The sequence below is a fragment of the Litoreibacter roseus genome (assembly GCF_009811795.1).
Lineage (GTDB): Bacteria > Pseudomonadota > Alphaproteobacteria > Rhodobacterales > Rhodobacteraceae > Litoreibacter > Litoreibacter roseus.
In genome coordinates this window covers 1,162,912-1,183,934 of sequence record NZ_BLJE01000002.1, presented here as the reverse complement: position 1 = coordinate 1,183,934, position 21,023 = coordinate 1,162,912, and the positions used below count along the sequence as shown (strand labels likewise).

At 58.7% G+C, this 21,023-nt stretch carries 19 protein-coding genes; 13 read left to right on the top strand and 6 right to left on the bottom strand.

Annotated features, from left to right (window positions below):
* Positions 1–8 precede the first annotated feature (8 nt).
* From KIN_RS12840 to KIN_RS12820, 5 genes are read left to right on the top strand one after another with little or no spacing between them, the layout of a single operon-like run.
* Positions 9–533, top strand: a complete 525-nt coding sequence (locus tag KIN_RS12840; RefSeq protein ID WP_159807517.1) for a flavodoxin family protein — start codon at positions 9–11, stop codon at positions 531–533.
* 58 nt (positions 534–591) lie between these two features.
* Positions 592–1,299: an ABC transporter ATP-binding protein gene (locus KIN_RS12835; RefSeq protein WP_159807515.1), complete on the top strand. Its 708-nt coding sequence runs from the start codon at positions 592–594 to the stop codon at positions 1,297–1,299.
* A gap of 6 nt (positions 1,300–1,305) precedes the next feature.
* The gene (locus tag KIN_RS12830) at positions 1,306–3,669 is read left to right on the top strand and encodes an ABC transporter permease (RefSeq protein ID WP_159807513.1); all 2,364 of its coding nucleotides are present in this window, start codon (positions 1,306–1,308) and stop codon (positions 3,667–3,669) included.
* Between the two features lie 4 nt (positions 3,670–3,673).
* Entirely contained in the window at positions 3,674–4,885 is a 1,212-nt protein-coding gene (locus tag KIN_RS12825) for an efflux RND transporter periplasmic adaptor subunit (protein WP_159807511.1), read from the top strand.
* On the top strand, positions 4,882–6,528 hold the full coding sequence (locus tag KIN_RS12820) for a PHA/PHB synthase family protein (protein WP_243144917.1): 1,647 nt from the start codon (positions 4,882–4,884) through the stop codon (positions 6,526–6,528). Before KIN_RS12825 ends, KIN_RS12820 begins: the two co-directional genes overlap by 4 nt.
* A gap of 2 nt (positions 6,529–6,530) precedes the next feature.
* Here KIN_RS12820 and KIN_RS12815 read toward each other — a convergent pair whose 3' ends face one another.
* Positions 6,531–6,878, bottom strand: a complete 348-nt coding sequence (locus KIN_RS12815) for a phasin family protein (protein WP_159807509.1) — start codon at positions 6,876–6,878, stop codon at positions 6,531–6,533.
* A 149-nt stretch (positions 6,879–7,027) separates the two neighbouring features.
* On the opposite strand from KIN_RS12815, the gene KIN_RS12810 reads away from it, so the two are divergent.
* Entirely contained in the window at positions 7,028–9,595 is a 2,568-nt protein-coding gene (locus KIN_RS12810) for a cation-translocating P-type ATPase (RefSeq protein WP_159807507.1), read from the top strand.
* On the opposite strand, the gene KIN_RS12805 is transcribed toward KIN_RS12810, so the two are convergent.
* The gene (locus tag KIN_RS12805; RefSeq protein ID WP_159807505.1) at positions 9,580–10,617 is read right to left on the bottom strand and encodes a sodium:calcium antiporter; all 1,038 of its coding nucleotides are present in this window, start codon (positions 10,615–10,617) and stop codon (positions 9,580–9,582) included. The two genes, KIN_RS12810 and KIN_RS12805, sit on opposite strands and share 16 nt — an antisense overlap.
* An 80-nt stretch (positions 10,618–10,697) precedes the next feature.
* On the opposite strand from KIN_RS12805, the gene KIN_RS12800 reads away from it, so the two are divergent.
* The 3 genes from KIN_RS12800 (at position 10,698) to KIN_RS12790 (ending at position 13,208) form a co-directional block, all read left to right on the top strand.
* Entirely contained in the window at positions 10,698–11,411 is a 714-nt protein-coding gene (locus KIN_RS12800) for a VIT1/CCC1 transporter family protein (RefSeq protein ID WP_174239118.1), read from the top strand.
* 73 nt (positions 11,412–11,484) lie between these two features.
* The gene (locus tag KIN_RS12795; protein ID WP_159807503.1) at positions 11,485–12,615 is read left to right on the top strand and encodes a site-2 protease family protein; all 1,131 of its coding nucleotides are present in this window, start codon (positions 11,485–11,487) and stop codon (positions 12,613–12,615) included.
* A 14-nt stretch (positions 12,616–12,629) separates the two neighbouring features.
* Entirely contained in the window at positions 12,630–13,208 is a 579-nt protein-coding gene (locus KIN_RS12790; protein WP_159807501.1) for an NAD(P)H-dependent oxidoreductase, read from the top strand.
* A gap of 13 nt (positions 13,209–13,221) precedes the next feature.
* On the opposite strand, the gene KIN_RS12785 is transcribed toward KIN_RS12790, so the two are convergent.
* Positions 13,222–13,668 (bottom strand): universal stress protein, encoded by a 447-nt coding sequence (locus tag KIN_RS12785; protein WP_159807499.1) that lies wholly within the window; start codon positions 13,666–13,668, stop codon positions 13,222–13,224.
* A 175-nt stretch (positions 13,669–13,843) separates the two neighbouring features.
* Between KIN_RS12785 and KIN_RS12780 the strand changes: the two genes are divergently transcribed.
* On the top strand, positions 13,844–15,397 hold the full coding sequence (locus tag KIN_RS12780; RefSeq protein WP_159808057.1) for a PAS domain S-box protein: 1,554 nt from the start codon (positions 13,844–13,846) through the stop codon (positions 15,395–15,397).
* Here the strand turns inward: KIN_RS12780 and KIN_RS12775 are convergent.
* The gene (locus KIN_RS12775; RefSeq protein ID WP_159807497.1) at positions 15,364–16,140 is read right to left on the bottom strand and encodes a response regulator; all 777 of its coding nucleotides are present in this window, start codon (positions 16,138–16,140) and stop codon (positions 15,364–15,366) included. The two genes, KIN_RS12780 and KIN_RS12775, sit on opposite strands and share 34 nt — an antisense overlap.
* A gap of 173 nt (positions 16,141–16,313) precedes the next feature.
* Here KIN_RS12775 and KIN_RS12770 point away from each other — a divergent pair, with 173 nt between their 5' ends.
* Both KIN_RS12770 and KIN_RS12765 read left to right on the top strand, forming a co-directional pair.
* Entirely contained in the window at positions 16,314–16,988 is a 675-nt protein-coding gene (locus KIN_RS12770) for a helix-turn-helix domain-containing protein (protein ID WP_159807495.1), read from the top strand.
* 545 nt (positions 16,989–17,533) lie between these two features.
* On the top strand, positions 17,534–18,694 hold the full coding sequence (locus KIN_RS12765; RefSeq protein ID WP_159807493.1) for a reverse transcriptase family protein: 1,161 nt from the start codon (positions 17,534–17,536) through the stop codon (positions 18,692–18,694).
* A gap of 172 nt (positions 18,695–18,866) precedes the next feature.
* Here the strand turns inward: KIN_RS12765 and KIN_RS12760 are convergent, their stop codons facing one another.
* The gene (locus KIN_RS12760) at positions 18,867–19,361 is read right to left on the bottom strand and encodes a GNAT family N-acetyltransferase (protein ID WP_159807491.1); all 495 of its coding nucleotides are present in this window, start codon (positions 19,359–19,361) and stop codon (positions 18,867–18,869) included.
* A 278-nt stretch (positions 19,362–19,639) separates the two neighbouring features.
* Between KIN_RS12760 and KIN_RS12755 the strand changes: the two genes are divergently transcribed.
* Positions 19,640–20,428: a hypothetical protein gene (locus tag KIN_RS12755; protein WP_159807489.1), complete on the top strand. Its 789-nt coding sequence runs from the start codon at positions 19,640–19,642 to the stop codon at positions 20,426–20,428.
* A gap of 144 nt (positions 20,429–20,572) precedes the next feature.
* On the opposite strand, the gene KIN_RS12750 is transcribed toward KIN_RS12755, so the two are convergent.
* The gene (locus tag KIN_RS12750) at positions 20,573–21,007 is read right to left on the bottom strand and encodes a DUF2267 domain-containing protein (RefSeq protein WP_159807488.1); all 435 of its coding nucleotides are present in this window, start codon (positions 21,005–21,007) and stop codon (positions 20,573–20,575) included.
* Between the last annotated feature and the right edge of the window lie 16 nt (positions 21,008–21,023).

Here is a 21,023-nt window from a genome sequence, read left to right as displayed (position 1 = left end):
TGGGCCAGATGGACACTCACGCACGGACAAGGCATGCGAAAACCGGGATCGTTTTCTATTCGCGCTCTGGCTATTCAAAGCGCGTCGCCCAGCGGCTGGCAGACATGCTGAACGGAACGTTGATCGAAATCGACGCTCCGGCCTATAAGCGCCCTATTCTGGGGTATCTGCACGCAGGTTTTGACAGCGTGCGGCAGGTCTGCAAATTGCCACCGCAGACTTTCACGCCCCTATCCGACTATGACCGTGTAATCCTGTGTGGTCCGGTCTGGACGTCCTATCCCGCCACACCTCTGCGCGCGCTGCTGCGGTCTGATCCGAGCTTGCCGGATGCTGTCGCGCTGTGCCTGACAAGTGGCGGTCATTCCCATTTCCAGGCGGCGGTCGATGCAGGGACCGCCGATCTGGGTCGTGCGTTCAGTGCGGTCGCCTCCTTCCCAAACGAGTTCGAGGGCACCGAGACCGAGCATCGGATCCTCGAGCGGTTCATTAACGATTTGGGGAATGCCGAAAGGTCAATGATCGCAAATTGAGGTCGATCAATTCCGGACGCGCCGCTGCGCTGTACGCCTCACCGGACAGGAGGCAATGGTGTCAGAGATTATCTTCAGAACCCAAGGCATCACGAAGGTCTACGACACCGGTGAGGTGAAAGTCTATGCATTGGCCGGCGTCGATCTGGAGCTGTACAAGGGCGAGTTGACCGTGCTGCTGGGACCGTCCGGCAGCGGGAAATCCACACTTCTGAACATTCTGGGGGGCCTCGATCACGCCACTGACGGTCAGGTCTGGTTTGAGGACACGGAACTGACCGATATGTCCGACCGCGATCTGACGCGATACCGGCGCGATCACGTGGGCTTTGTCTTTCAGTTCTACAACCTCGTCCCCAGCCTGACCGCACGGGAAAATGTGCAGCTTGTCACGGACGTGGCCCCGAACCCGATGCCCGCCGCCGAGGCCCTTGATCTGGTCGGGCTCGGCAAGCGGATGGATCATTTTCCGTCCGAGATGTCGGGTGGCGAACAACAGCGGGTGGCTATCGCGCGCGCCATTGCAAAGCGGCCCCAGATCCTTTTGTGTGACGAACCCACGGGCGCGCTGGACAGTACGACGGGCGTGCAGGTGCTGGAGGTCTTGCGCGACATAAACGAGCGGTTCGGTACGACCACCGTTGTCATAACTCACAACGCTGAAATTCAGCGGATGGCCCACAGGGTGCTATTCTTTCAGGACGGAAAGATCAGCGAGACGCGGGTCAACCGCGACCGCCTTGCCCCGTCCGAGATCGTGTGGTGAGCGGGCATGCAAGCGATTGACAGAAAGCTGTTGCGGGATTTCAAGCGCCTCTGGATCCAGGCGATTGCCATCGCATTGGTCTTGGCCTGCGGCGTTGCGATCCTGCTGACTTCGGTGGGCATGTACACGGCCCTGTCCGAGACACGGGCGGCGTATTACGAGCGGAACCGGTTTGCGGACGTGTTTGTGCACACCACCCGCGCGCCGCTGTCACTGGTGCCCGAGATCGCACAGATCGACGGCGTCCTGAGCGTCGAGGCGCGTATCGCAGGCGACGCAATTCTGGATCTCCCGGACCGGATCAAACCCGCCGTGGGGCGTATCTTGTCCTATCCCGAAGACACGGCACCAGTGCTGAATGTGCCACTGCTGGTTGAGGGGCGCTTTCCAAACCCGGTTCACACGGACGAGGTCGTCGTAAATGCACCCTTTGCCGCCGAGAACGGGTTTCGACCGGGTGACAGCTTCAGCGCTAACCTGAAGGGCCAAAAGCGCGAACTGACCATCGTCGGCACCGCTCTGTCGCCTGAGTTTGTCTACACCATCGGTCCAGGCGCGCTGATGCCTGACAATTCGTCGTTCGGGATCATCTGGATGTCAGAGCGCGCCGCCGCGGCCGCTTTTGACATGACAGGCGCATTCAATGAGATTTCGGTAGCGATTGCCTCGGGCATGTCGCCGGAGCCGGTCATCGACGCGCTGGATGATCTGCTGAAGCCTTTCGGCGGTCTTGGCGCCTACGACCGCACAACGCACCAATCGGACGCCTTTCTGGACGCGGAGATCAGCCAGTTGCGGGGTATGGCCGCAATCCTGCCGCCGATCTTCTTTGGCATTTCCGGCTTTCTGGTCAGCATGGTCATGGGCCGGATCATTGCGCTAGAGCGCAGCGAGATCGGCCTGCTGAAGGCCATTGGCTATTCGAATACCGAGATTTGCCTGCATTATCTGATGCTTGCGGGGTTGATTGCGATTGTGGGCGTCCTTCTGGGCTGGGGTGCCGGGACGGTTCTGGCGCGCAGCACGGCGGCGCAATACGCGCAGTTCTTCAACTTTCCCTTTGTGATTTTCCGCGTGTCCTACTGGGTTTACGCGGCGGCCGGTCTGGCCGGGTTGGCCACCACCAGCCTTGGGGCTGCGCAAAGTGCCCTGAAAGCTGCGCGGCTAGCGCCCGCGATCGCGATGCAACCCCCGGCCCCGCCCCGGTTCAAGCGGTCTTTCGTGGATGAAGCGATGGCGCATCTGAAGCTGTCGCAACCGACGATCATGATCCTGCGCAGCCTTTTGCGCTGGCCCATTCGCAGCGCGATGACGTCTCTGGGGCTGGCGCTGGCCGTCTCTTCGGTGATCGCGTCGATCTTCATCAACGATGCGCTGGACGAAATTGTCGATCTGGCGTTCTACCAGACCAACCGGCAGGATGCGATGCTGCTTTTCTCCGATGACATCCCCGAGACCGCGCTGGAAGATGTCCGCAATCTGCCCGGAGTGCTTCAGGCGGAAAGCCAGCAATACCATACGGCTATCCTGCATCACGGCCATCTGTCCAAGCGGGTCGCGATAGAGGCGCGCCCACCCGACACAGACCTGAGTCGGGTTCTGGATGCGGACGGCAAACCGCTTATCGTGCCTCCCGGCGGCATCGTTCTCTCCGTGCGTCTGGCCCGTCAGTTGGACGTGGAAAGCGGTGACGTACTTGAAGCCGAATTCCTGAGCGGGCGGCGCGAAACCTATGCGCTGTCGGTCACAGGGCTTGTGGAACAGCATCTGGGCCTTGGCGCCTATATGGATCTGGAGTTCATGAACACGCTCTTCCGGCAAATTCCGCAGCTGTCGGTGGCCAACGTGACGCTGGATGACCACCAAATGGACGCACTGCACCGCGCGATCAAAGATCTGCCCAAGCTGAGCGGGATCATCGAGATGAACGACAACAGGCGCGCATTTCAAGACACGGTCGAGCAGAACGTGGTCGTCATGAACACGATGTATATCGTGATTGCCGTTCTGATCACGGTGGGCGTGACCTACAACGCCGCCCGCATCCAGTTGTCGGAGCGTGCGAGAGAACTGGCCAGCCTCCGGATCCTTGGGTTCGGGCGTGGGGAGGTGTCCTACATTCTGGTGGGGGAAATGATGCTGATTGCGGTGATCGCGCAGCCTGTCGGGTGGCTGATCGGCGCGTGGATTGCCCAGGCGATGACCAACGCGTTCACCAGCGACCTTTATGCGATCCCACTGGTGTTGAAACCCGCAACCTTCACAGTTGGCAGTCTTGTCGTCCTGTGCGCGGCCTTCGCGTCCGCCATGGTCGTGCGCCGCCGGTTGGATCGGCTGGATCTGATCGCAGTGATGAAAACAAGGGAATAATGGTATGGCTTATTCGACACGTACGCTTGTTTTGATGGGGCTTGGTGGCGCGCTGGTCGCGGGCCTGGCCTATGTCAGCTTCCGCGATGACCCCGTTCCGGTCGATCTGGTCGAGGTCACGCGCGGGCCGCTCGAAGTTACGATCAACGCCGAAGGGGAAACGCAGGTGCGTGACCTTTATGAGGTCGCAGCACCGATTGCGGGAACGGCCCTGCGATCGCCGGTAGAAGAAGGCGATCCTGTGCGCGCCCACGAGACGGTCGTGGCTGTCGTGCAGCCCTCGTCTTCTGCCCTTCTGGACGCGCGATCCCGCCTTCAGGCCGAGGCTGATCTGCAGGAAGCTCTGGCCGCCCGTCACGTGGCGCAGGCGGATCTGCGTCAAGCCGAAGAAACAGCGAGCTTTGCGAAGACGCAACTGGACCGGACCAAGGCTTTGGTGACGCGCGGGGTGGCTTCGGTCACGCGGCTGGAAGACGACACCCAGAAACTTGCGGTGGCCACGGCAGCGGTAGAGGCTGCGCTTGCGCGGATTGAGATGTCCGATGGCGCCATTGAGCGGGCGCGGGCAAGTCTGATCGATCCGGCCGAAACAGACGCGACGCCGGCGCAATGCTGTATAGAACTGACTTCGCCTGCCGACGGGGTCATCCTGTCGGTGTCCGCGATGAGCCAGCGCCCGGTCGCCATCGGGGCGCCGCTCGTCAGCATTGGCGACCCCGAGGATCTGGAGCTTGTGGCCGACATCCTGTCAAACGATGCGGTCCGCCTCAATCCGGGTGCGCTGGCCTATGTGGAACGGTGGGGCGGGCCTGATGTTCTGCAGGCCGAGCTTGATCGGATCGACCCCAAGGCCCGCACGAAGGTGTCGGCCTTGGGGATCGAAGAGCAACGCGTAGACGCATACTTCACCCTGACCAGCCCACAGGAAGAGCGCCCCCATCTGGGCGACGGGTTCTCCGTGTTTCTCAGGATTGTGGAGTGGCGCGCTGAGGATGTCATGCAGGTGCCGCTCAGCGCCGTGTTTCGCGACGGCGAAAGCTGGGCGGTCTTTGTGGCGGATGATGGTGTTGCCACCCTTCGCTCTGTCACATTGGGTCGCCGCAACAGCCAGAGGACCGAGGTCGAGGCGGGCCTCGAGCTGGGCGAGCGTGTCGTGACCCATCCCAGTGATGCAATTTCTGACGGTGTCAATCTGGTTGAGAGGTCAGAGTTGTGACTGAGCGCGAACCCCTACGGATCGACCCCGCATGGCACGCGGCTTTGGGTCAGATGACAGGCGGGCTGTCCCCTGCGGCTTTGGCAACGGCCTATGTGGATTGGGCGCTTCATCTGGCAGGATCCCCAGACAAGATGCTTGAGTTGCGCAAACTGGCTTTGCCGCACCAACCCGCCCCGGAGATTTCCTCCGATCCGCGGTTTGCCCATCCGACTTGGGCTTCCTTCCCTTACAAGGCCCTCGCGCAAGGGTTCATCGCCACGCAGAACTGGTGGGACGCGGCCACGACGAACATGCCCGGCGTCGATCCGAAGCACGCAGCGATCGTGAACTTCGCTGCGCGGCAATGGCTGGATATGCTGTCGCCTGCCAATTTTGCGGTCACGAACCCGCAGGTGCATGAGCGGACTCGAGAAGAGCTTGGCCAGAACCTGATCCGGGGCGCGCGCTACTGGCTCGAAGATTTCAATCGGTTGCTGTCAAACTGCCCGCGTCGGCCGAGCGCCTATCGGGTAGGTGAGGATCTGGCGACGACCCCGGGCGATGTCATTTTGCGCAATGACCTGATCGAGTTGATCCGGTATCGCCCTACCACCGATAAGTTGCATCCTGAGCCGATCCTGATCGTGCCTGCGTGGATCATGAAATACTATATTCTGGATTTGACGGCGCAACGCTCTCTGGTGGCGTTTTTGCGCGATCAGGGGTTCGAAGTCTTCATCCTGTCATGGAAGAACCCGGATGATACGGACGCAAACCTGTCGATGCAGGACTACATCGATTTGGGTATCCGCGCGGCGATCACCAAGATCAAGGCCGGAGGCGCGGAACGATTGCATGCGGTCGGCTATTGTCTGGGGGGCACGTTGCTGGCGATTGCCGCTGCGGCCATGGCGCGGGACGGTGATGATACGCTTCGCACGATCAGCCTGCTTGCCTCGCAGGTCGATTTCTCTGAACCCGGTGAATTGGGCCTTTTCATCAATGAAAGCCAAGTGGCTTTTCTGGAAGATATGATGGCCACGCGGGGCTATCTGAAAGCGGATCAGATGGCGGGTGCCTTCCAACTTCTGCGCTCCAACGATCTGGTCTGGAGCCGCGTGATCCGGCACTATCTGCTGGGCGAGCGCACCCATGACAACCCGTTGATGGCGTGGAACGCGGATGCAACAAGGATGCCTGCGCAGATGCATTCAGAGTACCTGCGGCGTCTGTTTCTGAAAAACGATCTGGCGAAGGGCCGGTTCAAAGTCGATGGATCATCCGTCGCGCTCACAGATATTCGTTGTCCCATCTATTGCGTGGGCACCGAGACGGATCATGTCTCGCCCTGGCGGTCGGTCTACCGTCTCTCGCTGCTCACTGACACGGATGTGACGTTCGTTTTGACAAATGGCGGGCACAATGGCGGCATCCTGTCAGAGCCGGGTCACCCCGGCCGCTATTTCCGGTGTGGCCACAAGACCGAGGGCGACGGGCATGTCACAGCTGAGGACTGGTTCGACCTGCAGATGCCACGCGCCGGGTCATGGTGGCCTCATTGGGGTGGATGGCTGAAAAACCTGAGCGGCGCGCCCGCAGACCGCCGCTCTTCACTCGTTAATCCCCTCGACATTGCACCGGGTCGCTATGTCTTTGGGTAACCTCAGGTACTGGTATCCGCACGGTTCTTCGCGAAGGCTTGCGTGCTCATCTCGACCAGCTTGCCGGTTTCGGCCTGATACTGGTCCATCGCCTTCTGGACGAATTGCGCCTGAATGTGCTGAAGTTCGGCAACGTTCTTGCAATGCAATATTTCGTGCTGAGTTTTGACGTCTTCCCGGATCCGCTCTGCAACGAAGGTTGCCATCTCGGCACCCATATCATTCAGCGCTTCCATCCACGCGGTGCTCAGCCCCAGCATGTTCCCGAACCCAGCCTCCTGAAGTTGCGCAAGCGCACTCAGCGGCGCATCGCTTTTCGCTGGCTTTTGGGTTTCAGGTTTATTTACCATGTCTCATACTCCCGGTTGGTCCACCGGTTTTCGGTGGATGTGCCTAGATTACCGCAAGAGATCGCCTGATTCTTTGATATTGCTCAAGTCAGGCACCCGTCCCGACTGGATATGGAGAGCCGACAGCATCGGATCAGGAGGGCTGCGGCGTGGAGACAGGGCGAGACACCGGACTGACGCAGGCACAGGTCTTGGCCGCGCGAACCGTGTCCGGGTGGAACGAGTTACCGCAGGCCGCGCGGATCGGGCCGGTTCGGGTGTTCCTGCGGCAATTCTCCAGTTTTCTGGTCGCCATCCTTATCGTGGCTGCAGGGGTGGCGCTGGCCCTGGGCGAGCGGATTGATGCCGCTGCCATCGGCCTTGTCGTACTTCTGAATGCAATTTTGGGCTTTGTTCAGGAATGGCGCGCGGAAACGGCACTGGCATCGCTGAAGAAACTTCTGTCGCCGCAGGCCATGGTTGTACGTGACGGTCAGGAACGCCTGATCCCTGCGCGCGACATCGTGCCAGGCGACATCCTTGTCCTGTCCCCCGGCGCGAAGGTGGCCGCTGACGCGGCGGTTTTTCAGGCATCGGACCTGAGCGTCGATGAAAGTGTGCTGACGGGCGAGTCATTGCCAGTGGCGAAACGCGGTGCGGACACCGTCTATGCAGGAACTTCGGTCACGAAAGGACGGGCAGAGGCGCGGGTGACGGCAACCGGGTCCGGCACGGAGTTCGGCAAAATCGCTCACCTGACCGGATCCATGGGCCCCAAAACCACAAACCTTCAGAACAAGCTTGGCCAACTGGCGCGGCAATTGGGTGTGGCCGCGGTTCTGGTCGCGGCAGGCGTTGCGGGGCTTGGCGTCATCATGGGCCGGGATCTGGGCGAAATGGCGATGACAGGTCTGTCCCTGTCCGTGGCGATGGTGCCCGAGGGCCTACCTGCCGTGGTGACGATCACACTGGCCTTGGGTGCGACCGCCATGGTCCGGCAAAAGGCCTTGGCCCGTCGGTTGCAGGCGGTCGAAACCCTCGGCGCGGCCTCGGTCATCTGCACCGACAAGACCGGCACGCTGACCGAAAACAAGATGACGGCAACGCAGATCTGGACCGTTGACCGGACCTATGCCGTGACCGGGACCGGATACGACCCCGCCGGACATATCGAAACCGATGGTGCCAGGTTGCGGGTCGGGGATGACCCAGTTCTGGCCGCGCTTTTGCAGACAGCGCTATATTGCAACCACGCCCATCTGTCCCAGGACGGCACGACTTGGACGATGATGGGGGAACCGACCGAAGGCGCGCTGGTCACGCTGGCCTACAAAGGCTGGTGTACGCTTCCCGAACAACGCAATCTCCTGGCTGAACTTCCCTTCAGCAGCGAGCGCAAGCGGATGAGTGTGCTCTACGCCGCGCCCGGCGGGCCTGTGATCCTCACAAAAGGTGCGCCCGAGCAAATTCTGGAACTGTGCACCGGGATCATGGATCAGAACGGCAGCCGCGAGATGACGGCGCGAGACCGCATTCGGGTGACCGAGGCCTATACCCAAATGGCCGCGCAAGGGTTGCGGGTCATCGGTCTGGCGCAGCGGCCACACACAGGTTCCGATATTGTCGAAGATAGTCTTACTTTTCTCGGCCTTACAGGCCTGATCGACCCGCCCCGCGCAGAGGTCCGGGATGCCATCGCCTCGGCCAAGGCGGCCGGTATTCGGATTATCATGATCACCGGCGACAGCCCGATCACCGCAGGCGCGATCGCCGAGCAGCTGTCGCTGAAGGTGACGCGCCATTTGACCGGCACCGAGTTGGATGCGCTAGACGACGCAGCCTTGGAGGAGGTTCTGGCAGGCGAAGTGCTTTTTGCGCGCACCAAGCCCGAGCAGAAAATGAGGATTGTCGCGGCGCTTCAGTCGCAAGCGCAGATCGTGGCCATGACCGGGGACGGCGTGAACGACGCCCCTGCCCTGAAACAGGCCGATATCGGCGTCTCGATGGGCATACGCGGCACCGATGTGGCACGGGACGCCTCCGATCTGGTGCTGCTTGACGACAATTTCGCGACCATCGTGCGGGCGATTGGCGAAGGGCGCCGCCAGTTCGCCAATGTTCAGAAATTCGTGCGCTACCTTTTGTCGTCCAACGCAGGCGAGGTCGTCGCGTTGGTGGTCAACATCGCCGTTGGCGGCCCGCTGATCTTTCTGGCCACGCAGATCCTCTGGATGAACTTGGTTACCGACGGCGTAACTGCCGTAGCTCTAGGCCTAGAGAAGTCCGAGCCCGATCAAATGCAGCATCGCCCCCGCAAGAAGAACACCCCAATTCTGGGGCTTGGGGGGGTGGTGACGATCATTCTACTTGGGCTCTACACTGGCCTTTCGAGCCTTTGGATTTTCTTCCATCTTCTGGATCAAGGGGTGGAGCTGGCGCGCACCACAGCGTTTACGGCGATGGTGGTGTTCGAGAAAGTCAGTGTCTTCGCGTTCCGGTCTCTGCGTCTGCCGGGCTGGCGCATTGGCTGGCTGAGCAATCCGCTTCTGCTGGCAGCGCTCACCGTGACCCTTGGGGCGCAGGTCCTCGCGGTCTACTGGCCGCCGTTGCAAACGCTTCTGCGTACAGTTCCCCTCGGCGCGGCGGAGTGGCAATGGATCGCGCTCTTTGCGTTGCCGATCCTTGTGGTGCCTGAGCTTCTGAAAACCCTGCGGCCAATCGCTCAACGGGCCAGATAATAGGCCACGAGACTGGCCAGAAAGGTGATCAGCACAAGGATCGAGTCGAGTCCCACCGTGCCGACCTTTGGCTTGCGGCGCACAAGAAGACCGATCAGATAAATAGCCGTCACGCAAATGCCGAAGGACAGCGCAAGACCAACTGTCGCGGAGGTGTTTTGCAGGATTGGACCCGCGCGAAACAGAATGTCCGCCGGAAACACCAGCACCAGCATGATCAGGTTGCTGCCGAAAATGTTGGAAATCGCCATCGTGTAGGCGCCGATGCGCACGGCGGCGATGCTGGTGGTCAGTTCCGGCAGGGATGTGGCCGCCGCCAATAGCGTCACACCGACGAAGCCGGAGCCCAAGCCAGACTGATCGGCAATGCGGTCCGCCAAGAAAACGATCAGAATACCGAACACCAGAATGGCCCCGCAGGCCGCAATGGCCTGCCAGATCAGGGCGGAACTGCCCGTCACTGCCAGACCGGAGGGCGCGGGAAAGGGCAACGGCTCTGGATCAGGTAGGTCAACGGGAACCCAGTCGCTGGACCCGTCATAGCGCCGCAACAGCCAGATCGCGCCCCCGTAGGCCAAGGCGATGAACACACTGCCGAGGCCGATACCGGCCAGAACGAAGGTTTCGCTAAGGTTGGTGGTGATCAGCGCGAGAGAGAGCAGAAACACCAGAAGCGTCGCCTCAAGAGCGTGGTTTGCCTTGCGGGGATAGTTGGTGATCGCCCCCTTCGACCAGAAATCGGACATCGCCAGAATGGCCGTCTGCAGCGCTATGCCGCCAAAAAGATTGTTCAACACCAGATCGCGGGATTGCTGGACGGCGGCGCTGAGCGTTGTCGCGACCTCCGGCAAAGATGTCGCCAGCGACAGGATCAGCAGACCAACCAGCGATTTCGCAAGCTTGAACCGATCCGCCAGACTGTCCGCAAGATAGGCCAGCCGCGCCCCCGCGACCCAAACAACGCTCGCGCAGAGAGCGAACAGAACTACGCTTTGAGACAAGGATGTCGCCGGAATGTCCATACCGTCCCTTAGCCGGCGCGCGGGCGGCAGGTTTGACATGCCTCAATGTTGCCGGACCAGCGCAGCGCTATGACACAGGAATGTCCGAAGACCACGGCCATAGCCCGCAAGACGTCGCCGCCCGTTTATCGTCCAGCCAGCAAAACAGCTACCTGAAGGACATGATTTACGGCGGCATCGATGGGGCCGTCACCACGTTTGCAATTGTTGCAGGCGTCAAAGGCGCGGGCCTGTCCCACAGCATCATCGTGGCGCTTGGCCTTGCGAACATCATTGCCGACGGGTTTTCGATGGCAGCGAGCAACTATTCCGGCACGAAGGCTGAACTTGATGATCGTAAGCGGATCATCAAGATCGAAGAGCGCCACATCAAACACCACCGGGACGGCGAACTGGAGGAACTGCGCCAGATCCTCGAATTGCGCGGGTTGACCGGCGACGTACTGACCAAAGCGACGGACGCCATTTCACGCAGCAAAGACAAATGGATCAATCTGATGCTGACAGACGAATACGGTCTACCTCGGGATCCGCCAAATCCGGTGCGGGCCGCGCTTTCGACCTTTGGTGCATTCATGGTGGCGGGGTCGGTGCCGTTGATCCCGTTCGTTTTCGGAGTGCCCGCCGCGTTCCAGATCTCGGTCTTTGCAACGCTTCTGACCTTCTTTCTGATCGGCACGGGCAAAAGCCGCTGGTCGCTGGCCAAATGGTGGTGGTCCGGCGCGGAGACCCTGACGATCGGGGCGATTGCCGCACTTTTGGCCTACGGTGTCGGCGGGCTGTTTCATCCGTGATCGCGCCCATTGAGCAAAATCAAGGAACCGATGGAAACCGGGACTAGGCTTGCCTCAAAAATGAGGCCGCCCCATGTTCTCAAACGCTGTTAAACTGTTCACGCTCAACGGCTTTGACATAAAGCTCGACCCCAGTTGGGCGCTGATCGCCGCCCTCATCACGTGGAGCCTGTCACAGCGGTATTTCCCTTTCGTGTACCCCGACCAGACCCCGCAGACCTATGTCGGCATGGCGGTGATCGCGATGCTTTGCTTTTTCGCTTCGCTTCTGCTGCACGAACTGGCCCATTCTGTGGTTGCCCGCCGATACGGCGTCCCGATCAAGGGCATCACGCTCTTTCTCTTTGGTGGTGTGGCCGAGCTTGAAGCAGAGCCACAATCGGCGGGCGTCGAGTTCTGGGTGGCCTTGGCTGGCCCGGCCATGAGCTTCTGTCTGGCGTTCGGGTTCTGGGTCCTCGCGCAAGCGACTGCGTTCCTGTTTGCCACGGGCGCGCTGACAGAGGTCTTGTCGTATCTTGCGATGATCAACCTGATCCTCGCGCTTTTCAATCTGGTCCCTGCGTTTCCACTGGATGGTGGCCGCGTGCTCAGGGCCTATCTGTGGCATCGCAGCGGGGACGTTCTGAAGGCGACCGAGACGGCCGCAAAATCAGGCACCGTCTTTGCCTACGCGCTGATGACGCTAGGGGTCCTGGCCCTGTTTCAGGGGGCCTTGATCACCGGGTTCTGGCAAATCATGATTGGCGGGTTTGTCCTGATGGCTGCGCGGGCAAGCTATCAGAGCCAACTGGCGCGCACGGCCTTTGGCGACAAGACCGTCAGTTCCCTGATGAAGCGTAACCCGATCACGGTCGGGCCGGATATGACCCTGTCCGAGTTCGTGAACAGGGTCATGCTCTATCACAATGTGAGCTTCGTGCCGGTTGCCGAGGGTGGCGTCCTACTGGGCCATATCGATCAGGCGGTGCTGTCGGGGATGGATCGCGAGAATTGGGCCAGTACCCGGGTGGGCGATGTGTTTGCAAGCCTTGACCCGCAGATCACCGTTCCCCCCGATCTGCCCATTCAGGACCTGCTGGCGCGCATCATGAAAACAAAGCAACGCAAGTTTCTTGTCGTGTCGGGCCATCATTTGGCGGGTGTGATCTCGCTCGCCGATCTGACGCGTTATCTGCAGATGGCTCATTTGCTGCACCACCCCTGAAAGGACGACACGTCGTGACACGAATACTCATCATTCAGGGCCATCCCGATCACGCACGGACCCACTTGTGCCATGCAATCGGCGATGCCTACCGGGAAGCCGCTGAAAAGAGCGGTCACACGGTCGCGGTGATCAACATCGCGGATCATGACATCCCCTATCTGAGATCCAAGGCAGAATGGGATGGCGACGAGATGCCGGACGTGGCCCATGAAGGTCAGGGGGCGTTGCGGGCCGCCGATCATATCGTGATGATTTATCCCCTCTGGATGGGAGATGTTCCGGCGCTTTTGAAAGCGTGGATCGAACAGGTGTTTCGCAGCGGATTTGCGTTCGAGACAAACAGCCGTCGCTGGCGCGGAGCGCTCACGGGCAAGTCCGCCCGAGTAATCGTCACAATGGGGATGCCCGGTCTCGCCTATCGGTGGTTCTTCCTTGCACACTCCCTGCGCAGCCTCGACCGCAACATCCTGAAATTCTGCGGCATCTGGCCTGTGCGGTGGAGTATTTTCGGCAACGCTGACGACCCCAGCGGGCGGGCGCAGGCAAGGTTTCTGAAAACCGCCCGACAGCTTGGCAACCGGGCGGGGTAAAAGTGCAAAGCGCCTACGCCACCGAAAGGCAGGCGCATTTTGCCAGATGGTTGATCCGTTGGGTGGTGCTGCCCAGAACCAAACTCGAGATGCTGTTGAGACCGCGCCGTCCCGTTACGATCAGATCGGCGCCGATGTCTTCGGCGTGGGCAAGGATCTCGGTCGCCGCATCGCCGTGAGGCATATGGGTCTTTACCGTTTTGCACCCTGCATCGGCGGCGATTTCCCGCGCGTGGTCCAGCACCTTTTGCCCTGCCTTTTCGATCTCGGCAAAGCTGGGTTTGGTGATTGCGGCGTGATATCCGGGCACGGCCCCTACCACGAAAGCCGCGGTTTCAGCGTGGGGGACATGCATCAGCGTGACCTCGCTGCCGTACTTCTGCGCCAGATCGCACGCGATACGCGTTGCTGTTTCCGCTTTCTCGGACCCGTCGAGACCGACGATGATCTTCTTGAACATGTTCCACTCTCCCTTGGTTCAGTCGAATACCTGACCAGAGCGAAACGCCTTTGACGGCCCCGACAGATGGTCCAATGTCCCACAGACCGGGCCGCCGTCGCCTTGATGAATATCAATTCCTGCTTGCGCTCATGGATAACCATTCGGCAGGCTGGCCGGAAAGCGATAGGTGGATATGGACAACACGGCTCAGGACAGCGCGATTTTGCACGCCATACTGGAGGCGGCCGTCGACGGCATGATCATTTCGGATAACCGGGGCCGGATCATTCGCGCCAATGCTGCCGCATGCCGTCTGTTTCAATACGACTGTGAAGACATCATAAGCGAGAGCGTGAACCGTTTGATGCCCCGCGCCATGGCGGCCCGACACGACGGGTTTATGGCGCATTACATGGAGACCGGGGAAAAGCGTATTATCGGCACCGGGCGCGAGGTTGAGGGACAGCGAAAGGATGGCTCTGTCTTTCACCTTCATCTGTCAGTGAATGAGGCCCGGATAAACGGCACGCGAATGTTTGTGGCGATTCTGCACGATCTGACGCAACGTAGGGCTACGCAATTGACCCTTGCGCGATCCCAGCGTCTGGATGCGATCGGCCAGATGACCGGCGGGATTGCCCATGATTTTAACAATCTACTGACGGTTATCATCGGCAATCTGGAACTGCTGGAAATGCGCGGTGCGAGTGAGCGGCAGTTGTCACTGATCCGCGACGCTCTGGCCTCGGCTGAACTGGGGGCCGACCTGACCGAGCGGTTGATGGTCTTTGCACGCAAGAGCAATCTAAAGCCGATCAAGACCGACCTGCGCGAATTGTGCGAAGACACGCTTGCGATCCTCAAACGCACGCTCGGCAGCACCTATCTGATCAAGACGGACTTCGCGGCTGAGGTCGATCAGGTGATGATCGATCCTTCGCAACTACAATCTGCGTTGATGAACCTTGCGCTGAACGCCCGTGACGCGATGGGCGGCAGGGGCGAGTTTCTGGTCTCGATTGCCAATGTGACGATTGATGACAGCTACATGGCCCAAGAGACGGACATACAGCCGGGGCACTATGTCAGGCTTTCGGTTAGCGACGATGGGGCAGGCATGAGCACCGAAGCGCAGCAAAGAGCGTTTGAGCCGTTTTTCACCACCAAGACCGAGAGCGGCGGCACGGGGCTTGGATTGGCGATGGTGTATGGTTTTGTCCGGCAGTCTGGCGGTCATATCACGCTCTACAGCGAGCTGGGCCATGGTACGAGCTTTGGGCTCTATTTCCCTGCGGTCACCGGATCAGATGACGGCGCCGAGCGCGTGCCACCCCAAACCATCGCCCACCCAGGGGTCCCACAAGGGCGCGGCGAGACTGTGCTGATCGTTGAGGATAACCCGAAGGTTCGCAGGCTCTCCGTCGAGCGCATCCGCGATCTGGGGTTCAAGACGGAAGACGCCAGCAATGGTGACGCGGCCTATCGGATGCTGCAGTCGGGCGTTCATGCGGACATTTTGTTTTCCGATCTGGTGATGCCCGGCGACCTCAATGGCTACGATCTGGCCGCCAAGGTCGCGGCTGAGTTCCCGCATATGAGGGTGTTGCTGACGTCGGGATATGCCAGCGACGTGGTCACCGGCTCGATGGCGCGGGATCAGACTTATGACATTCTTCACAAACCGTACCGGCAGTCCGATCTGGCGGTCCGGCTTCAGGCGCTTTTGACGGACGACGCGGACGACTGAACCCGCCGGACATCGCATGTGAAGGTATAGCCTACACCGCGCACCGTCTTGATCAGCTTCGGATCGGACGGATCGCGCTCGATCTTCTTGCGCAGGCGAGCAATCTGATTGTCGATGGTCCGGTCCAGCGGACTCCATTCGTGGCCCCCCGTCAGATCCATCAGCTGATCCCGGGACAAGACGCGCTTTGGCCGCGCCAGAAAGACCGACAGAAGCTTGAAATCGCCGCTGGTCAAATCGCACTCGGCACCGGTCCGATCCAGAAGCTCCAACCGATCCGGCACGGCTTTTAACCCGTCAAAACTGTATTGTGCGCTGTTGTCCGCTTGATCTGGCATCGGATCGGGTGGCGCTTCGGAATACCCCGGCACACGGCCTTCGGCGCGCCTCAAAACGGTCCTGATCCGGGCGAGCACCTCCCTGAGATGAAACGGTTTGGTGATATAGTCGTCCGCCCCAAGCTCAAGCCCGACGACCCGGTCAATAATGTCATCCTTGCCTGTCACCATGATGATCGGTGCCTCGGAAATGCGCTGAATGTCCTTCGCCAGTTCCAGCCCGTCATCCGGCCCCAGATGGATATCAAGCGTTATCAGACTGACCTCGGAGGTCTTAATGATATCAATGGCTTGCCTGGCGTTTTCCGCCTCGAGAACGGCATATCCCTCATCCTCCATCACATTGCGCAGCAGCGCCCTGATTCTGGCTTCATCTTCAATCACAAGAATGGTCTGACAGTTCATATCAGGCGTTCCCGGCAATAGTCCCACAAGTCCCCTTCAGAACAGATCTAAGTGCGGATTCAACGGCTTATCAGATCTGTTACAAAATGATACAAAACCTCACCGGCAGAGACCAATCCAAATTACACAGCGTACCCAGTTTGACCTCATCGCAACCCCGGAGGTCTGCCGCCATGTATGTCACGAATCCCGCTGAATACCTTGCAAAAATGCCCGTCAGGACACTCGCGAGTTCAGGCGCGAAAACCGCAGAGGCGCGGCTGAAGGCCGGCCACTACCTCTATTTCGAAGGTGATCAGGTGGACTGGTTGTATCAGGTGACATCGGGCGTCCTGCGGCTGACGCGACTGCTAGAGGACGGGCGCAGGCAGGTGATCGCATTTGGGTACCCGGGCGACATCGTCGGCTTTCCGTCCGCTGGCTTGCATCACACCGATTGCGACGCCCTTGTCGACGCGCGTCTGCAGCCCTATCGCCGCTCGGTTCTGGAAAACGGCGAGGGCGATCCAAAGCTGCATCATGCACTGCTGCAAGCAGCCCTTTGCGAAATCAGCGCAATGCAGGACCATTTCATGATGCTCGGTCGCAAGTCAGCCGTTGAGAAAGTCGCGTCGTTTCTCTGTGTGCTCTCGGACCGCGTGGGCGAAGATCTAGGGGAGCATACGCAGGTCAATCTGCCGATGAGCCGGGCTGATATCGCTGATTTTCTGGGACTGACGACGGAAACCATCAGCCGCACGTTCACCCAACTCCGCAAGAGCGGGATCATCGCGATCAACAACATCCATACAATCGTCGTCCTGCGCCCCGACACGCTGCTGACCCTGTCCTTGGGCGACCGCAACTGAGCGACCGATACTTTCGATGGCTACCTGTTGACCGTCACCGGACGTATTTGGCGGAGCTGTCGGTCATAAACGGCTTCGTGAAGATGCAGTGTGACTACACAAACGCTAAGGTCAGCAAAGCGGGACGAAGCGGACCTCGCGATTTCTGGTACGAATGGCTGCTTTCTATCTTGTGATGGATTAGTTTGCACTTCTGTTTTCCAAGTCCGCGTTCCTTGAAATAGTCATCATTGGTCGGCAAGATATTCATAACGGCGGCCTTTGGATTGGTGCACCTTTTGGTGAGCCTGGGGCGGGGTATCCCCGTCTGATGACATTGCTCCGACACACTGTGGATATCCGCCACTGAGTTTCACTCAGGACGGGATATCCAAAGCACAGAATAGCAGAGGTCGTCGTTGCCAGCTTCGCGAAGTGAACTTCTTGTATCAACCCTGGCCACTCGATTGGAGGGGTGCCGGTGGTCCCAAGACGATGTCACCCGCCTTCTTCGCCATTGTTTACCTCCGGCTTTTCAAAGTGACGCAAAGTTGTTGACGAATAGTTTGATCGTCGAATTCCCTCAACGCTACGCCCCTGATGCGAACCGAATAGCTGAAATGCTATCCAAGCAACTAGTAGTGCGGCGGCTCTTCAAGCATTGCAACAAAGCCGATGTATGGCCGTCGCTTCCGCTTGAACCACCCAGGATGCTACCCGTCGCGCCGTTTGATGCGTTGGTGCTTCCCACGTTGCACACAGCCATTGATCTTGCCGATTGGCTCCTCCTAACGCCTGAGCAGCTTGACGCATTCGTGGACAGGAACGGGTGGCGAGAAACACATCCGATGCCGGGCGTGAACAATTATTTCTATCGTATGAGCCCAAAGTCCAGTGGTGGCTTGAGGCTCATTGAGGCACCCAAACCCCGACTGAAGTCACTTCAGCGCCTGATAAATCATCGAATTCTTGCCAAGGTGCCAACACACCCGGATAGTTTTGGGTTTGTTCGCGGACGAAATTGCATTGGTGCAGCACAACGGCATGCTGGCGAAGAAGTCGTCATCGGCCTCGATCTGAAGAATTATTTTAGTAGTCTTCGCTATGGGCGCGTCTATGCCTTCTTTCGCCACCTCGGATATCCAGTTTCTGTAGCGCACGGCCTCAGCGGCATCTGCACCATCGTTACGCCAAGCCGTATTCGACAACGTATGCCGTATGAACAACGCCAAACATTGATGGAGCCTCATCTGCCTCAGGGTGCACCAAGTTCACCGGCGCTCGCGAACCTGCTGACGTATCGATTGGATCGGCGTTTGGCAGGTTTGGCGCGGTCGCTTGGAGCAAACTATACGAGGTATGCCGACGATCTTACTTTTTCAGGAGATAGTGGAGTACGCGACGCGGTTCTCACCACCGTACCCGAGATCGTAGAGGAGGAAGGCTTTAGAATAAGAACCGGCAAAACGAGGATTATGCCCTGCTATCGAAGGCAGATGGTCTTGGGAATTGTAGTCAATGAGACAATCAATATCTCTCGAAAGGAATTCGATCGGCTAAAGGCAATTATTCACCAAAAGGCGTGGAAAAACGATCCGGCAGAATTTGAAAAGATCTTGGGGCAGATCGGTTGGGTCGAACAGGTCAACCCGAGCAAAGCTCAGAAGCTCTATGCAAAATTGGAGTTAGCCAACGCGCGAGAGCACGTTCAGGGTAGCTCAACCTGAAGAACGACAGTGAGTAACAGCGGTCGCTAAAGCTGCCATTCATGCGCAGCTCAGCATCGGTAGGTATGGGCTCAAAGCGGACCTGCGGCGATGCAGCGGAGCCAAAACTCTTGGAGATGACAGAAGTGCGGGACAAAGTGAGCTTTCGCTGCGACTGCGCCAACGTCGGCTTTCATTTAGTTGCAAAAATGGTCTGCTCTGCCCCGAATCTATGGAGCCTCTCAATCTCAACCATTCCCTGTGATTTCAACAAACGACAAGACGCAGAGTTAGCGCTCTGAGTTTCCGAAATGATACGCTCCAAACCGGCTTCATCCAGAGCATGCGCGATAACTGCGTGAACGGCTTCGCTTGCAAGGCCGCCGCCCCAGTAAGATGGGTCAAACTGGTAAGAGACTTCGTAGTCTCTTTCATTTTTGTGTAGACCAAGTTCTACCAGACCAATTGGTTGGTTGAACCTCGTCAACCTAGCGACCCAGACGCCAACATGGGATGGAGCGTTCAAATATCGTTTGAAGCGCGGAAGGCGTTGCTTCCAATGAACAGGACCGCCGAGGTATCGCCTTACATTTGAATTGCCGACGAGCCTACAAAAGAACCAAATATCCCGTTTTTTCATCGGGCTGAGCGACAGACGTTCTGTCTGGATATGATCTGCGAAGTGCATTCCGGGATGTTAAAGCTGACCTTCGCTGCAATGCAACTTGCGTGCAGTTCGGTCTCTCCTGACACCTTCGCTGCGCTGGTCATGAGTGACCGGCGCGGGAAACAACGCCAGTGACCGGCGCGGTGCACGAACTGGTAAGACGCGGGACTAAGCGTACTTTCGCTGCGCTTGCGCCAATGACTGGATTTGGCGGTTCGATCACGTTCGGTTCATGATTGTAGTTTGGGTGGAGGTGTAAGTCAGAATTGCATTCTGAATTGAACATTATACTAAGGGTCATGCGCTATTTTCTCATTTTATCCGTAGTTCTATTTACCGGTTGTCGCGAAGAAGACACCGATTGTGTCTTGCCCAGTCCGGTAGGGGAATGGCCTGAATTTATGCAAACTTCAGCCGGTGCGGATATTCCCGATACGATGCGTCTGCTGGAGGATGTTTCAAGGGGAATGACCCCACAACAAGCCTGCGATACCTTAGTGGATTTTGGTATCGGCGGATTTGATGCGCATAAGTTCCGCATGGGTGATGCGGCCGCTTGGGAAGCTATTAAGTCTATGGTTATGGTTGGAATGGCCACACCAAGGGGATTTGATGATGCAGTGGAAGCCCGCGTCGCAATGCGGTTTTCACAGTTGGCGTCTGGTGCTGCGCTTGAGCAAACCAATATCGTATACAACTTCGTGGAAGAGGACACGCGCCTGAATCTTGGGGCGATTGAACGTAACCTTGTCGCGGCCTTTGGCCCTTATTCGCATTTTGAAGAAACTTCCTTTGGACGTGGCGCGTCTTTTACGTGGGTCATTGACGATGGACAGGTCGTTTTAAAGAATGCCAAAGCCGCCTGCACGCCGGTCGAATTTGTGGGTATTGATCAAAGCGATGCGTTTGATATGAAAAATCTTTCTCCGATGTGCGATGCTATTTTGAAGGTTGAAGCGGGGTTGAATTTCGATCAGGAAGACCGCCCGGTGACGATATTCGTAACACTCACTGACAATGTACGTACATTTGAAAATCGTAAAATTGATCGCGCCGCCATTAATGATCTGCTTTCTACCCGCGATTAACAAACGGCAGGTTCGCGCGGTTTCTGGTCATCTATACGACGTGCAGCATCGGTCAAAACGGGCTCCAAAGCAGACCTGCAGCATCAATCAGCGCGTTCCGCTTTTAGGCTAACCCGAGCCGTATCAAGCTCGTCCAACACAGGGTTACATCGGGTCAGGCCACAGGGCGCGGATGGGTTCCGGCAGGCAGGCCCGGATGTCCCTGATCTCGCCCTCGCTCAGGCGGTTATTCAGCAGATCGAAAACGTGTCGGATATCCTGCGGCCCCCTGTAATCATCCGCCTCACGCATCTGGTCCCCTATTGCATCGGTGAAGTCCTCGGCGTGCCGCTCCTTGATCGGGGTGCGCTTTGGCATCCAGCCTTCGAAGAACATGCCACGGATGAGCAGCGGTAATTGGGCTGAGAACTGGGCCAACTCGTCGGTTAGAAGGTGGTCTCGCACCCGATGCAACGTGCATCTGAGCAGGCGCAACGCGCTGCGCTTTGACCCCCAGTCCAGCCGAGCGGTCAGCTCGTTGATCCACTCGTGTGTCACGTGAACCGTATGATCGATGGCTTCAAGACCTTGGGCAGACATGGCGGGTCCTCCTCTT